Source organism: Streptomyces sp. NPDC026575 (genome assembly GCF_055567415.1).
In genome coordinates, this window is the sequence record NZ_JBVHQM010000011.1 from 1 (window position 1) to 14617 (window position 14617).

Genomic DNA, 14617 nt, shown 5'->3' on the forward strand with positions numbered 1-14617 from the left:
CTCCCTCCCCACCCCCACCTGCAATGGCGTTGCACCTGGTCAGCGGGCGTATGACCGTTGTAGCCGCAATCGAGTCGGCGTGCCACGGTAGGCCGTATGGCAGGCAACCGCTCGCACTCCCACTCGCACGGCCATGACCACCCGCACATCGCCGACCACGGTCACGACCAGGCACCCGCCGACCGCCATACCTCCACCGATCCGCACGCCGCCCACCACGGTCACGGCCATGGCCACCGGCACGGCCCTGGTCACGCCCCCCATCGCGGGCAGGCCGCCCACGAGGGGCAGCACCACAGCCATGCCGATCACGGTGGCCACTTCGCCGTGCACGATCACCACCATGCCGGGTGGTGGGCGCGGCTGCGGCACCAGTTCGGGCACCTGGTCACGCCGCACAGCCATGAGGCCATGGACAAGGTCGACACCGCGATGGAGACCTCCCGCGAGGGGATGCGCGCCCTCTGGCTTTCGCTCGGCATCCTCGGTCTGACCTGCGTGTTCCAGGCCGTGGTCGTGGTGGTGTCCGGGTCGGTGGCACTGCTCGGCGACACCATCCACAACGGTGCCGACGCCCTTACCGCCGTCCCGCTGGGCATCGCGTTCGTCCTGGGCCGCCGCGCCGCGAACCGCCGCTACACCTACGGCTACGGCCGTGCCGAGGATCTCGCCGGTATCGCCATCGTGCTGACCATCGCCGCTTCCTCCCTCCTGGCCGGCTATGAGGCCGTCGACCGCCTGCTGCACCCCCGTGAGGTCACGCACCTGTGGGCGGTGGCGCTGGCCGCCCTGGCCGGATGCGTCGGCAACGAGTGGGTGGCCCGCTACCGCATCCGCACCGGCCGCAGGATCGGCTCCGCCGCCCTCGTCGCCGACGGCCTGCACGCCCGCACCGACGGCTTCACCTCACTGGCCGTCCTGCTCGGCGCCGGTGGCGCCGCCCTGGGCTGGCGCCTGGCCGACCCCCTCATCGGTCTGCTGATCACCGCCGCCATCCTGCTGGTCCTGCGCGATGCGGCCCGCGAGGTCTACCGGCGCCTGATGGACTCCGTCGACCCCCATTTCATCGACACCGCCGAGACCGCCCTGCGCACCGTGGACGGTGTCCGCGGCGTCGGGCAGGTCCGTATGCGCTGGATCGGGCACACCCTGCGTGCCGAGGCCGACATCGTCGTGGACTCCACCCTGACCGTCGTGCAGGCCCACGCCCTCGCCGTCGCCGCCGAACACGCCCTTATCCACGCCGTCCCCCGGCTCACCGCCGCGACCGTGCACACCGACCACACCACCGAGGGCACCGATCCGCACGCCGCCCTCGCCCATCACACCGCCCGCTGAGCAAGGCCGTCCTGAGCGAAGGCCGGTCCTACGGGTTCAGTGGGGTGGGGCGGTGGGGCAGCGCCGGAGGAGGCCCTGCCCCAGCCGCTGTCGCGTCAGCTCTCCCGCTTCTTCTCCATGACGTACCGCTGGGCGAACTCCAGCTCCAGCCGGACCTGCTTGATGCGCTCTTCCACGACGAGCGAGCCATGGCCGGCGTCGTAGCGGTAGACCTCGTGCGGGTGGCCGCGCCCCTCCAGCCGCTCGACGTAGTTCTCCACCTGCCGGATCGGGCAGCGGGGGTCGTTGACGCCGGCGGAGATATAGACCGGTGCCCGCACCGCGTCCACATACGTCAGCGGGGACGACGCCTCGAAGCGCTCCGGGACCTCCTCGGGCGTGCCGCCCAACAGGGTCCGGTCCATCGCCTTGAGAGCTTCCATCTCGTCGTTGTAGGCCGTGACATAGTCCGCGACCGGGACCGCCGCCAGGCCCACGGACCAGGCGTCCGGCTGGGTGCCCAGCCCCAGCAGTGTGAGGTAGCCGCCCCAGGAGCCGCCGGCCAGCACCAGCCGCTCCGGATCCGCCAGCCCCGACGAGAGAGCCCACTCGCGCACCGCGGCGATGTCCTCCAGCTCGATCAGGCCGACGCGGTGCTTGAGCGCGTCCGTCCAGGCGCGGCCGTACCCGGTCGAGCCGCGGTAGTTGACGCGTACGACCGCGAAGCCGTGGTCCACCCAGGCCGCCGGGGACGAGGCGAAGGCATCGCTGTCGTGCCAGGTCGGGCCGCCGTGTATGTCGAACACGGTCGGGAAGGGGCCGTCGCCCGCCGGCTGCTGCACCAGCGCATGGATACGGCCTCCGGGGCCCTCCACCCAGACGTCGCGCACCGGCACCGATCCGGGCGCCTTCATACCGGGCGGGTCCAGCACGACCTTGCCGCTCGTCGAGCGCACCTCCGGAGGCTGCGCGGCCGACGACCACAGGAACTCGACCGTGCCGTCCGGCCGTGCCGTCGCGCCCGAGACCGTGCCGGCCGGGGTCTCGACCCGGGTCAGCCCCGGAGCGCCCGCCGCGGCCAGCTCATAGCGCCACAGCTCGCTGCGCGCCTGGTACTCGTGCTCGACCAGCAGCGCCGAGCCGTCCGGATACCAGTCGGCGCCCACGTCTCCGGGCAGCTCGATGTCGAGGGCCGTCTCCTCACCGGTCAGCGGATCCCAGATCATGGGCTCCCAGCGGCCCCGGCGCTGGTGCCCGACCAGCAGTCTGGCGTCGCCGTCCACCGGCGCGAAGCCCATCACCGACAGGCCCAGCTCCTCGGTCCCGCCGTTGGTGTCGTCCAGCTCGGCGACCACGGAGCCGTCGGGCCGCACGACGCGGATCGCGGAGTGCATCGCGTCGCCGTGCTCGGTGTGCTCGATGGCGATCAGCGAGCCGTCGTGCGAGAGATCGCCGACGCCCGCCGACTCCCGATGACGGTAGATCTCCACCGGCGGCTGCCCCGGCCGTACGACATGGACCGTCGAGCCGTCCTCGTCCGTCGAGCAGCCGACGACCGCCGTCCCGTCGCGGCCGATCGCCAGGCCGCCGGGGTACGAGGGGGTCAGGCCCGGGGTGGCCGGTTCGTCCGGGCCGCCGCCGAACGGCTGGCGCATCCACACGCCGAACTCGTCCCCGTCGGTGTCCGAGAACCACCAGATCCACTCGCCGTCCGGCGACAGCGTGCCGTCCGTCGTGCCGTTCGGCCGGTCCGTGGCCTGGCGCTGCCCGCCCGTCGCCCGGTCCCAGGCGTACAGCTCGAAGGTGCCGGTGGCGTTCGAGACGAACAGGGAGCGGTCCGGGGCGTCCTCGGCCCAGTCCGGCAGCCCGATCCGCGGCGCGCGGAAGCGCTTCTCCCAGTCGGGCATCTCCGTGCCCGCTATCGGCCCGGCCGGGGCCGTCCCCGGGGAGCGGTCGGCTGCGGTCGCCGGGGCGATCGGATCGATGGAGGGGGCTGGGCCTGCGGTCGTCTCGTCAGTCATGGGCCCATTCTGCGCCCGGCGCTCGAATTGCGTTGGCGAGGGCCGCAAGGCTGTGGATAACTTCGTCGTATGCAAGGACATAGCGGCCCCGACGACTGGCGGGAGGCCAATCGCGCCAGGTGGGACGAGCGCGTGGCCATCCACACCGCGAGCGATTATTACGACCAGGACCGATTCCGCCGGGCCCGGGACGTCATCCGCGACTTCGAGATCGCCGAGGTCGGCGACGTCACCGGCCGGTCCCTGCTCCACCTCCAGTGCCACTTCGGACAGGACACCCTCTCCTGGGCCCACCGCGGCGCCGCCCGCGTCGTCGGCCTGGACTTCTCCGAGCAGGCCGTCGAAACGGCCCGTGAGCTGGCCGCCGAGCTCGGCTACCCGCCGGAGCGGGCGACCTTCGTCGCCGCCGACGTCTATGACGCCGCCGAAGCCGTCCCCGACCCCGCGTACGACATCGTCTACACCGGCATCGGGGCCCTGAACTGGCTCCCGGACCTGGAACGCTGGGCCGACACCGCCGCCTCCCTCGTCGCGCCGGGCGGGTTCCTCTACCTCGCCGAGTTCCACCCGCTGTGCGATGTGCTGGACGACGAGAGCGGGTCGCGCATCATCCACGACTACTTCAGCCGGGACGCCTGGGTCGACGAAATCCCCGGTACGTACACGGACTTCGACGCGCCGACGGTCAACAACCGCAGCGTCGAATGGCAGCATCCGCTGGGCGAGGTCGTCTCCGCGCTCGCCGGCGCCGGTCTGCGCATCGACTTCCTGCACGAGCACGACATGACGATGTTCCAGCGCTTCACGGCGCTGCGCCGCGACGACGACGGCTACTACCGCTTTCCCGGGGACCGCCCCCGCATCCCCCTCATGTACTCGCTGAAGGCGAGCCTTCCGCGCTGAGGACGGGCCGGAAGTCCCCGAGGGCCGGGGCCCGGGGCGCCGCCGTCCCCGCTTCGCGGGGCGGCTAACCTGACTGTCCGGCCGGGCCGGACAGACCGGACAGGCCGGGCGGGGCTGCCGGAAAGCCGGAGAGCGACGAGAGTCGACGGCCGTGTGGTGAGGCGCCAGACGGCACAGAACAACGGGGGTTTGTCGTGCGGAAGCCGATACGTGTCGCCGGTGCCGCGGGTGTCGGCGCGCTGATGCTGCTGGCCGTGGGGTGCTCCGGCGTGGCCGGCACCGCCAAGAAGCCGGGGGCGTCGGAGTCCGTCACGCCCGCCAAGCCGCTGCCGATGAAGGCCACACCGCGCCCGGCCACCTGGACCGACTCCGACGACAAGGCGCATCCGCTGCGGCTGACGCCCACCCGGCTCGCGCGCGGCTCGGACTCCGACCTCTCGCACATCCGGCTGGACGACGACCTCAAGGGGATGGTGCCGTACTACCTCACCTTCTCCTACACCAACACCGCCAAGAGCACGCTGAGCGGAGTGGACCCGTCGCGGAACTTCTCCGTCAACGGGGCGGACGGTCAGGCCGCCGAGCGCGTCTCGCTGTTCCAGTCCAACCCGTTGGCGACCGGCTCCGGTCTGCCGCCCGAGTGCCGCGAGGGCGGCACCGCCGAACTGGCCGCCGGTGCCACGTCGGCGATCTGCCGGATCTTCATGCTGCCCAAGGGGCAGCCGCCGGCGACCGTCTCCTACAACGACGACGAAGGCGACACCCTCATCTGGCCGGTCGGCGGTGCCGAGGGCGGCTCCAAGGGGGTACTGGCCCCGGACGTGCCCGCCGACGGCATCACGGAGGACAGCGACAGCCGCCCGGTCTCGCTGCGCATCACCCCCAAGGGCGTGCGCACCGGCTCCCTCGCCGACCTCGGCCGCTTCGACCTGGACGCGGACCAGAAGAAGATGGTGCCGTACTACGTGACGATGCAGTACCGCAACAGCGGCAAGTACGACCTGGTGCCGGGCATGAGCCAGGGGATCGCGCTGCGGACCGCCGGCGGGCAGACCGTGAGGCGGATGCTGCTGATCGACATCGGCGGGCCCGGGGTCGGCAAGTGCCCCGAAGCCGTGCCGAACAAGATGGTCAGGCCGAACGGCGTGGTCACCGAGTGCTCGATCCACCTGCTGCCGAAGGGCGATGCCCCGGCCGCCGTCGTCTTCACCGGTGAGGGGCAGGGCGCGCAGCCGGTCACCTGGCGGGCGCAGGTGGACGGCGGGCAGTAACGCCCCCGGGCCCGGGCACACGGCGGGGGAGCGCCGGCCCGCTCCCCCGCCCCTGACGGCGGTTACCCCAATCGCAGCGGCAGTGCCGCCAGCCGCCAGTTGCCGGGCAGCGGAAGCCGCTCCAGCTGCTCCGGTTCGACGCCCAGCGACACCTGCGGGAAGCGCTTCAGCAGCTTGCCGAACGCGACCTCGCCCTCCTGCCTGGCGAGCGAGGCCCCCAGGCAGTAGTGCGGCCCGTGCCCGAAGCCCACGTGGTTCTCGGCGTGGCCCGCGGGGTGGCGGGTCAGGTCGAGACGGTCCGGGTCGGTGTAGTGGCGCGGGTCGTAGTTCGCCGACACCAGGATGAGCTGTACGGCGTCGCCCTTGCGGAGCCGCGTACCGGAGAGCTCGATGTCCTGGGAGGCGTACCGCAGTTGGGTCATGTGCACCGGCCCGCACCAGCGCATCAGCTCGTGGACCGCGCGCGGAAGCAGCGCCGGGTCGTCCTTGAGCAGGCGCAGCTGGTCGGGGTGGCCGAGCAGCGCCGCCGTGCCGTTGGCTATGAGGTGCGCGGTGGTCTCGTGGCCGGCCAGGACGAGGGTGAGGACCATGGTGACCATCTCGACGTCGCTCAGTCGGCCGCCGTCGTCGTCATGGGTCTGGATCAGCTCGCTGAGCAGGTCGTCGGTGAGCGCGCCGCGCCGTTCGCGGATCAGCTCGTGGATGTGGTCGATCATCGCCGGGAACGTCGCGCCGAGCCGCTTCGGCTCCAGCGAGACGAGGTCGGCGCCCCACTTCCGCCACAGCGGGCGGTCCGCTTCGGGGATGCCGACGAGATCGCAGATCACGGTGATCGGCAAGGGGTAGGCGAAGTGCTGGATCAGGTCGACCACGCCGTCCTCGGCGTGCTCGGGGAGCCGGGTCAGCAGCTCGTCGGCGATTTCCTCGACGCGCGGACGCAGCGCGGTGATCTTCCGGGCGGTGAAGGCGCGCGACACCAGGCGGCGAAGCCGGGTGTGGTCGGGGGCGTCGTAGTTGAGGATCGAGCCGGCCAGATAGACGCGCAGATGCTCCGGGAGGCCCATCATGTCCAGCATGCGGTCCCGCGGCGACTGCTCGGGCGCGGCATCGCCCAGGGCCGCGGAGACCGGATTGTTCACGAACCGTTGGTCGCGCAGGACCTGGCGGACCTCCTCGAAGCGGGTCACGAACCACACGGGCGAGTCGTCCATGAACCGCCCGCGGACGACCGGGGCCTGCTCGCGCAGCGCGCCGTAGCCCCTGAACGGGTCGCCGATCAGCGCCGGATCCATCACGTTCGGCTCGCCTGGGTGTTTCCCCACGTGCTCGGCGAACGGAGAGCTGGGTAATGCCGACATCTCGTTCTCCTCCGTTTGGGAGTCGATCTGGAGTGGTGGAGTCGGGGTGGGACTCAAGGATCAGCTGCGTACCTGCCGGCGCATCTCCCGCGCCCTCAGCTCCCCCAGCTCCTCGTGGAGGGCGATGACCCCGGGCGCGGCCGCGACGACGGCGTCGGGTGCGGGGCCGGAGCCGGGGGCCGGGCAGGGGCCGTGGCCGGGCACGACCGGAGTTTCCAGTGTGCTCCGGACCGTCCGGGCGAGGAGCTGCGCACGTACCTCCGGGGTGTCCGGGGCACGGTCGTGGAGCAGCGCTTCGGACAGGAAGAAGCCGGTGACGATGGCCATCAGGGTGTACTGCTGGTGGTGCAGGTCGGTGTCGTCGCGCAGCAGCCCGTGTGTGCGCAGCACTTCGAGGTGGCGGTACAGGGTCCGGTCGCCGTGCGCGATCAGCTCGGCGAACTCCTTCTTGGCGGTGTCGTTGAGCCGGCCGAGGACGTCGGAGTCGTCGGTGTAGAGGGCGCGCAGCACCGGCTCGTCGAGGAAGTCGAGGAAGAGCCCGCCGACGTACCGGCTGGGCAGGACCTCCCACGGGTCGGCGCGCATCCGCGCCAACTGGCGCTGGTGGGTGCGGGTCTGCGCCTTGAGCACGACGGCCAGGAGGAGCGCCTCCTTGGTCTTCCAGTGCAGGTAGACCGTCCCCTTGCCGACCTTGGCGCGCCGGGCGATCTCCTCGATCGTCAGCCGTCCGTACCCCCAGGCGAGCAGCAGTTCCCCCGCCGCCTCCAGGATGCGCTCGGCCCGCTCCGCCCGTTCCATGGCCCCCCCTCCGCTGCTGTGACCAGATTTTGAATCTGGTCACAGAGTCAACGGTAGGTCGGGCGGCGCAAGGGGGTAAGGCGGTTTCCGGTCGGCGGGGTGTGCGCGGGCGCTGCGGGTCAGCTCTCCGCCACGGCCTCCAGAGGGCCGAGGCCGGCTGCCCGGCGGGCCGGGACGGTGGCCGCGAGCGCGCCGATCGTGAGGGAGGTCAGGCCCACGAGGAGCAGGGTTCCCCAGGGCAGTGCCAGGGAGTAGTGCTCCAGCGCGCCGTTGGCCAGTGCGCCGACCGCCCAGGCGCCGAACAGGCCGCCCGCCAGGCCCAGTAGCGTGCCGAAGGCGGCGACGGTCACCGCCTCCAGGCGGATCATCCGGCGGACGCCGGCCCGGTCCATGCCGATGGCGCGCAGGACGCCGATCTCGCGGGTGCGCTCCGCGACCGACATGGCCAGGGTGTTGACGATGCCGAGCGAGGCGATCACGACGCCGATGGCCAGCAGCCCGTACATCAGGGTCAGCAGGTTGCCCAGGGTGCCGGCGGACTCGTGGACGAATGCCTCCCGGTCCTGCACCGTCAGCAGCGGATTGCTGCCCACGGCGGTGCGCAGCCGGTCCGCGGTGGCCTTCGACACCGCGCCGCCGTCGGTGCGGACGAGGACGCGCTGGACGGAACCGGGCTTGAAGCTGCTGCGCTGCACCTCGGCGCGGGCGCCCAGTGCGTCGTGGGCGACGGGGTTGTCCTTGTAGACGCCCACGACGGTGTACTGCTTGAGGTCCTGGCTCTGGCCCATGCCGGCGGTGAGCCTGCCGCCCGCGGCGACGCCGTGTGCGCGGGCGGTGGTGGCGGAGACGGCGATCCGGCCCGGACCGAGGTCCTTTGCGGAGCCGCTGACGAAGTCGAGCTTCATGACGTCGGACACGGCGTCGGGGTCGACACCGGAGATCTGCCGGACGTTGCCGCCGACGAACAGGGTGGAGTCGGTGACGGCGGCCGCGGTCCGCACCCCGGAGGTGTCGGCGACCCGTCGTACCGCGGCCGGGTCGATGCCGGTCGTGGGGGTGCGGGTGCTGATGACGTAGTCGGCGCCGAGACCGGCCGCGGCCTGGCGGTCGAGGGCCTGGCCGGTGGAGTTGCCGATGACGGCGAGTCCGGTGACCAGGGCCGTGCTGATCATCAAGGTGGCGGCGGTGGCCGCGGTGCGCCGCGGATCGCGCAGCGCGTTCTCCCGCGCGAGGTGGCCGGTGATCCCGAAGCGGCCGGTCATACGGCCGGTCAGCCGGATCACGGGGGCGGCGAGCAGCGGCGCCAGCATGATCATGGCGATGACGAGGACGGCGCAGCCGAACATCGCGCTCTGGAGGTTCTCCACCGAGGCGTCCTTCGCCCCCGTCAGCGACACCAGCAGCCCGGCGCCGAGGACGAGGAGGACCAGTCCCACCGCGCCGCGGATCCGCGAGCGGGCGGCCGAGGGCGGCTGCTCGGCCGAGCGCATCGCCTCGACGGGCGCGACCTTCGCCGCCCTGCGGGACGGCAGCCACGCGGCGAGCACGGTGACCCCCACGCCCACGCCGAGCGCCGCCACGATGGGACGCGGGCCGATCACCAGGGGCCCGCTCGGCAGCGGGTCCTCGGCGCTGCCCAGGACGTCGGGCAGCACGGCGGCGATGCCCAGGCCGAGCAGGAAGCCGGCCGCCGACGCGGCGAGGCCGAGCAGCAGCGCCTCCAGCAGGACGGAGCGGACCACCTGGCGGCGCTCGGCGCCGATCGCCCGCAGCAGCGCGATCTCACGGGTGCGCCGCGTGACGAGCATGGTGAAGGTGTTGACGACCAGGAACGAGCCGATGAACAGCGAGACCCCGGCGAAGACCATCGGCAGCTTCGTGTAGCCCCGGGTCAGGGTGTCGACGTAGGTGGCCTGCTGGGCGGCCTGGGCGGCGCCGCTGGTGGCCTCGGCCCGGTCGGCCGGGAGGCGGGCGGTGACCCGGTCGGCGAGCGCGACCTGGTCGGTGCCGGGCGCGGCCGAGAGATCGATCCCGGTGTAGTGGCCGGGGGACGCGAACAGCCGCTGGGCGGTGGCCTTGTCGAACAGGGCGAGGGTGCCGCCGGCCGTCACCCGGGTGTCCTCGGTGCTGACGATGCCGACGAGTCGCTTGGTCATGACCGGGCCGTCGGTGGCCAGCGTGATCGTGTCGCCGATGGCGAACCGGCCGGCGGCGGCGGTGCCGCCGTCCACGGCGACCTCCCCGCCGCTTTGCGGGGCCCGGCCCTTGAGCAGCGGATAGCGGGTGTCCCTGCCGTCCTTGCCCGGTATGTAGGCGGCGGCCAGGTTCGCCCACGCCTTGCCCGCCCTCAGCGGAGTGCCGTCCGCCGCGTTCAGCGTGGCCGAGCCGTCGGCCGACGGGTGCACGGCGGCGACACCGGGTACGGCGGCCAGTTTCCGCGCGAGCGCGTCGTCGAGCACGGTGCCGTGCTGGTCCGCGCCGGACCCCGGAGCGGGGGCCTTCGCGGTCACGGTGACCGCGATGTCCGCGAAGTTCCGCGACGCGGCGGCGCGGTAGGCCGCGGCGGAGGAGTCCGCGAAGACGAGGGTGCCGCAGACGAACGCGACACCCAGGCAGACCGCGAGGACGGTCATGACCAGACGGGCCTTGTGCGCGAGGACGTTGCGCAGGGCTGTTCTCAGCATGGGCGGCTTTCGGGATGTCGGGGTGGAGTCAGGTGCCGGGGTGACGGCGGATCAGCTGGTGCGGGCGCGGGTGTCGAAGGTCTTCATGACGTCCAGGACCCGGTCCGGGGTGGGGCGTGCCATCTCGTCGACCAGGCGGCCGTCGGCGAGGAAGACCACGCGGTCGGCGTATCCGGCGGCGACGGGGTCGTGGGTGACCATGACCACGGTCTGGCCGAGCTCGCGCACCGAGTCGCGCAGGAAGCCGAGGATCTCGCCCCCGGCGCGGGAGTCGAGGTTGCCGGTGGGCTCGTCGCCGAAGACGATCGCGGGCCGGGAGGCCAGGGCGCGGGCCACCGCGACGCGCTGCTGCTGCCCGCCGGACAGCTGCGCCGGCCGGTGGCCGAGGCGCTGGGAGAGGCCGACCATGGCCACCACGCGGTCCAGCCACTGCTGGTCGGCGCGGCGTCCGGCGATGGTCAGCGGCAGCGTGATGTTCTCCAGCGCGGTCAGCGTCGGCAGCAGGTTGAACGCCTGGAAGATGAAGCCGATCCGGTCGCGGCGCAGCCGGGTGAGCTGCCGGTCGCCGAGCGTGCTCAGTTCGGTGGTGCCGATGCGGACGGAGCCGGAGCTGGGCGAGTCGAGTCCGGCGGCGCAGTGCATCAGGGTGGACTTGCCGGAGCCGGAGGGGCCCATGATCGCGGTGAACTCGCCCTCGCGGAAGGCGATGCTGACCCGGTCCAGGGCGACGACCCGGGTGTCGCCGCTGCCGTATGCCTTCGACAGGTCGGTGGTGGTGGCCGCGATCCCTGTCGGCGGGTTCTGCGCGAGCGTGTCCAGGGGGGCGGCGGTCACGGGGACTCCTCTTCGGGTGCGGACTTCGGGGCGGAAGGTGCACTTCGAAAGGTGCCCGGCGGACGTATCAGGACCTCGGCCGCCGTGTATCGGCTGCCGCTCCGCTTCGTACCGGTTCTGTAGGGGCCGGGCGGTCAGTGCGGCAGGCGCAGGCGGGCGACGGCGCCGCCGTCCGGGGCGTTGTCCAGGCGCAGCTCGGCCCCCAGGAGCCCGGCCTGGCCCAGGGCGATGGTCAGGCCGAGGCCGTGGCCCGTGCCGCGCTCCGCGGCGCCCGTGTGGAAGCGGCGCGGGCCCTCGCGCAGCAGGTCGGCGGGGAAGCCGGGGCCGTGGTCGCGTACGACGACGCTGTGGCCGTCGACGGTGACCTGTACCGGGGTGTCCCCGTGCCGGTGGGCGTTGACGACGAGGTTGCCGACGATCCGCTCCAGGCGGCGCGGGTCGGTCTCCACGGTGTCCACGGGGTGCACGCTGCTCTCCGCGCCCTTCGGGCCCTCCGCGTCCGCTCCGCGCGGTGCGCCGACGACGGTGACCTCGGTGTCGAGGCCGGTGCGCAGCACGGCCTCGCGGACCACCGCCCCGAGCGGAACACGGGCCCGGACCGGCTGTTCGGCGCCGGCGTCGAGCCGGGAGATCTCCAGCAGGTCCTCGACCAGGCCGCGCAGGTCGCGCACCCGGGCCCGCAGCAGATCCTCCGTCTCGCCGGCCGGCAGCAGGTCGGCGGCGGCCAGCAGACCGCCGACGGGGGTGCGCAGTTCATGGGCCACGTCCGCGGTGAACTGGCGCTCGGTGCGCAGCCGCCGGCCGAGACTGTCGGCCATGAGGTCGACGGTGGCGGCGATGTCGGCCACCTCGTCGCGGCCCTCGGTCGGTCCGGTGCGGGCGTCGAGGTCCCCGGCGCAGATCCGCCCCGCGGTCTCCGAGACCCGCCGCAGCCGGCGGCCGAGCAGCCCGGCCCCGTAGACCGCCACGGGCACCGCCGCCGCGATCGCGACCAGCGAGGCCACCGCCATGACCATGTCGAGCCGGCGCAGGGTATGCAGCTCCGAGCTCATGTTGACCTGGATCGCCAGCACCCGGCTGTCCGGGCCGCCGACCCGCTGGGCGGCCCAGACGCTCGGGCCCATGTTCCCCTCGACGCGCCCGTCGTACGCCGTATGCCGTTCGCCGTCGGCCGGGTGCCGCAGCGCGGTGGGCAGCTCGGCCGGATCGAGTTCGGCACCGTCCGCGAGGGTGTTGGTGCGCCGGTAGGTGTCCATGGCCGAGTACAGCCGGTTGAACGCCTCGGCTCCGGCGCGGCTCCGGATGTCCTGCGCGGTCCACAGGTGCACCAGCACGCCCACCGCCACCGCGACCAGGCAGGCCGTGGCCGCGGCCAGCGCGGCGATCTTCCAGCGCAGCGACCCCCGCTTCGGCAGCCGCAGGAACGGACGCACCGGCCTCAGCGCCTGAGCTTGTAGCCGAAGCCGCGGACCGTCTCGATCCGGTCCCGGCCCAGCTTCCGGCGCAGCCGCTGCACGCACAGGTCCACGACCCGGCTGTCGCCGTCCCAGCCGTACTCCCAGACGTTGCGCAGCAGCGTGTGCCGCTCCAGCACGATGCCCGGGTGGGCGGCGAACTCCAGCAGCAGCTTCAGTTCGGTCGGGGTCAGCGCCACCGGACGTCCGGCGACGCACACCTCCATGCCGCCGGTGTCGACGGTCAGGTCCCCGAAGACCAGCGACCGCTCCTGCGCCGGAGACGGCCCGTCGCCCGCGGCCCGCCCGGGCTCCGGGGCGGGCGCGTAGGTCGCCCGGCGCAGCAGCGAGCGGATCCGGGCCACGAGCACGTACGTGTCCACGGGCTTGACCACGTAGTCGTCCGCCCCGGCCTCCAGACCCGCGACGACATCGAGCCCGTCGCCGCGGGCGGACATCATCAAAACGGGCACCAGGCTGGTCTCCCGGACCCTGCGGCACAGGCCGATGCCGTCCAGACCGGGCAGCATCACGTCCAGGATCAGCAGGTCGAAGCTCTCGTCGCGAAAGCGCTCAAGCCCCGCCAGCCCGTCGGCCGCGGCCGCCACCTGGTAGCCGTAGCGCTCCAGAGCGACGGCGAAGGACCGGCGCATCAGCTCGTCGTCCTCCACCAGCAGCACGCGGACGGGCCGATCGGAGGCCGGCTCCGGGGCGGACGAGGACACGGGCGGATCACTCCTGTTCGGACGGTCGTGCGGCACGGGCCCCGTGTGCCCGCAGGCGCGACCGGTGGCCTGAAAGGAACGATAGGCCAGCCACCGGCCCCGGCGACCGCGTCGCGCCGGCAGACCCCGGGTGCCGGCGCATTCGATGGGCAACGAAGCGCTGCCTGATACCCGGCCGATACAAAGCGCCCGGCTTCAGACCCGCGGCAGCCGCCGGCTCACCAGGTGGTCGCGGGTCGCGCGGTAGCCGCGGAAGACCGGCCGGCGCTGGGCGAGCGTCACCACGTACCCCGGACGCCCGCGAGGAGGTCGGCGCGCGTCGGCCGGTGGACCGGCTCGACCGTGTCCTGCTGTCCGTGCTGCCCCCTGTCCACGCTCATGAGACGGGAGCGTACGGGCCTACGGAAGACGGTGGACTCCCCGGTTCGACGGTGCCGTACCGGGGACTCCGCCGGGTGCCCCGACGCGCACAGGTCGAAGGGGCTCTCCTAGGCGTTCTCGGGGGCGTTCCCCCGCGGATGGCAGGTACTGGACACCGGAGCCGGGGCAATTCCGGGAGCGGAGACGACAACCCCACGTCATTGGCCCGCAACCGGCGAAATGCGTCTGACCTGGCGGGCGGTCGCATAAAAACCCGCGGGTCGGTTATTCATATACCAGTGACGCCTGCCGCCAGCACTGTGATAAGGCGCAGGGCCACTCGCGCAGCCGGGGGCGCATCCCGCGGGGAGTCCCAGTAGTCGCTCCAGACCTCAGTTCTTTAGGGATGGGGAAGCGGCCAGAGTGCTGATTGCGCCAAAGCGTGACGCCAACGACGTGTCACTGACGAGCAGTTGAGCGGCGGGTCGGCCATCTGAACCCGCTGTGACCTCGGCTTTGTGCTCCTTCAGGGTCGGCCGAAAAACGTCCGGCGGGGTCAAACTCACGTTTGAAGGCACCTTGATCACTTAATGTAGCTGCAATGTTCCTGCAACAAACGGGGAATTGGCTGCTCAGGCCCCCGGCGGGGGCGACGCACGGTGAAATTGGAGACGTGAACTCCGCTTAGTGCCGCGCAGAATGACGCTGGCTTGCGGCTGTATCGGTCGCCTAACATCGTGAATGTCTGCCAGCCCGCCGGTGACCGCGGCGGATAAGCGGACCTCGAAACTCCATACAGCGGACGCCGCGAAGTCTCTGGAATGCGCGGCGACGCGACAAGTAGTGCCCGAGCATCCCCCTTCTTGCCCACCTCCAGTCATTTACCGACAGG

At 72.3% G+C, this 14617-nt stretch carries 10 protein-coding genes; 3 read left to right on the plus strand and 7 right to left on the minus strand.

The genetic code is table 11. From position 1 onward, the window contains the following. Positions 1 to 96 precede the first annotated feature (96 nt). A complete protein-coding gene (locus ACZ4NB_RS16860) occupies positions 97 to 1338 on the plus strand; it encodes a cation diffusion facilitator family transporter (RefSeq protein ID WP_467662188.1) in 1242 nt (413 codons plus the stop codon). 95 nt (positions 1339 to 1433) lie between these two features. On the opposite strand, the gene ACZ4NB_RS16865 is transcribed toward ACZ4NB_RS16860, so the two are convergent. After that, complete coding sequence (locus ACZ4NB_RS16865; RefSeq protein WP_467662190.1) at positions 1434 to 3338, minus strand: S9 family peptidase; 1905 nt, start codon at positions 3336 to 3338, stop codon at positions 1434 to 1436. 69 nt (positions 3339 to 3407) lie between these two features. On the opposite strand from ACZ4NB_RS16865, the gene ACZ4NB_RS16870 reads away from it, so the two are divergent. Both ACZ4NB_RS16870 and ACZ4NB_RS16875 read left to right on the plus strand, forming a co-directional pair. Then, positions 3408 to 4241 (plus strand): class I SAM-dependent methyltransferase, encoded by an 834-nt coding sequence (locus tag ACZ4NB_RS16870; RefSeq protein WP_467662192.1) that lies wholly within the window; start codon positions 3408 to 3410, stop codon positions 4239 to 4241. Positions 4242 to 4435: 194 nt separating this feature from the next. Continuing rightward, on the plus strand, positions 4436 to 5512 hold the full coding sequence (locus tag ACZ4NB_RS16875; RefSeq protein WP_467662194.1) for a hypothetical protein: 1077 nt from the start codon (positions 4436 to 4438) through the stop codon (positions 5510 to 5512). A gap of 62 nt (positions 5513 to 5574) precedes the next feature. Here the strand turns inward: ACZ4NB_RS16875 and ACZ4NB_RS16880 are convergent, their stop codons facing one another. From ACZ4NB_RS16880 to cseB, 6 genes are all read right to left on the minus strand, one after another. After that, positions 5575 to 6870 carry a cytochrome P450 family protein gene (locus ACZ4NB_RS16880; protein ID WP_467662196.1) on the minus strand — a complete coding sequence of 432 codons (1296 nt, stop codon included), beginning with the start codon at positions 6868 to 6870 and terminating at the stop codon, positions 5575 to 5577. Positions 6871 to 6930: 60 nt separating this feature from the next. Further along, positions 6931 to 7668 (minus strand): TetR/AcrR family transcriptional regulator, encoded by a 738-nt coding sequence (locus tag ACZ4NB_RS16885; protein WP_467662198.1) that lies wholly within the window; start codon positions 7666 to 7668, stop codon positions 6931 to 6933. Positions 7669 to 7787: 119 nt separating this feature from the next. Next, positions 7788 to 10352 carry an ABC transporter permease gene (locus tag ACZ4NB_RS16890; protein ID WP_467662200.1) on the minus strand — a complete coding sequence of 855 codons (2565 nt, stop codon included), beginning with the start codon at positions 10350 to 10352 and terminating at the stop codon, positions 7788 to 7790. 51 nt (positions 10353 to 10403) lie between these two features. Beyond that, positions 10404 to 11171 carry an ABC transporter ATP-binding protein gene (locus ACZ4NB_RS16895; protein ID WP_467662622.1) on the minus strand — a complete coding sequence of 256 codons (768 nt, stop codon included), beginning with the start codon at positions 11169 to 11171 and terminating at the stop codon, positions 10404 to 10406. 149 nt (positions 11172 to 11320) lie between these two features. Further along, entirely contained in the window at positions 11321 to 12619 is a 1299-nt protein-coding gene (locus ACZ4NB_RS16900; RefSeq protein ID WP_467662202.1) for an ATP-binding protein, read from the minus strand. Between the two features lie 5 nt (positions 12620 to 12624). Beyond that, the gene (cseB, locus tag ACZ4NB_RS16905) at positions 12625 to 13293 is read right to left on the minus strand and encodes a two-component system response regulator CseB (protein ID WP_467662624.1); all 669 of its coding nucleotides are present in this window, start codon (positions 13291 to 13293) and stop codon (positions 12625 to 12627) included. Positions 13294 to 14617 lie beyond the last annotated feature (1324 nt).

Coding starts and splice junctions, on each gene's coding strand:
- ACZ4NB_RS16860 (WP_467662188.1), top strand. CDS start 97: ATGGCAGGCAACCGCTCGCACTCCCACTCGCACGGCCATGACCACCCG.
- ACZ4NB_RS16865 (WP_467662190.1), bottom strand. CDS start 3,338: ATGACTGACGAGACGACCGCAGGCCCAGCCCCCTCCATCGATCCGATC.
- ACZ4NB_RS16870 (WP_467662192.1), top strand. CDS start 3,408: ATGCAAGGACATAGCGGCCCCGACGACTGGCGGGAGGCCAATCGCGCC.
- ACZ4NB_RS16880 (WP_467662196.1), bottom strand. CDS start 6,870: ATGTCGGCATTACCCAGCTCTCCGTTCGCCGAGCACGTGGGGAAACAC.
- ACZ4NB_RS16885 (WP_467662198.1), bottom strand. CDS start 7,668: ATGGAACGGGCGGAGCGGGCCGAGCGCATCCTGGAGGCGGCGGGGGAA.
- ACZ4NB_RS16890 (WP_467662200.1), bottom strand. CDS start 10,352: ATGCTGAGAACAGCCCTGCGCAACGTCCTCGCGCACAAGGCCCGTCTG.
- cseB (WP_467662624.1), bottom strand. CDS start 13,293: ATGCGCCGGTCCTTCGCCGTCGCTCTGGAGCGCTACGGCTACCAGGTG.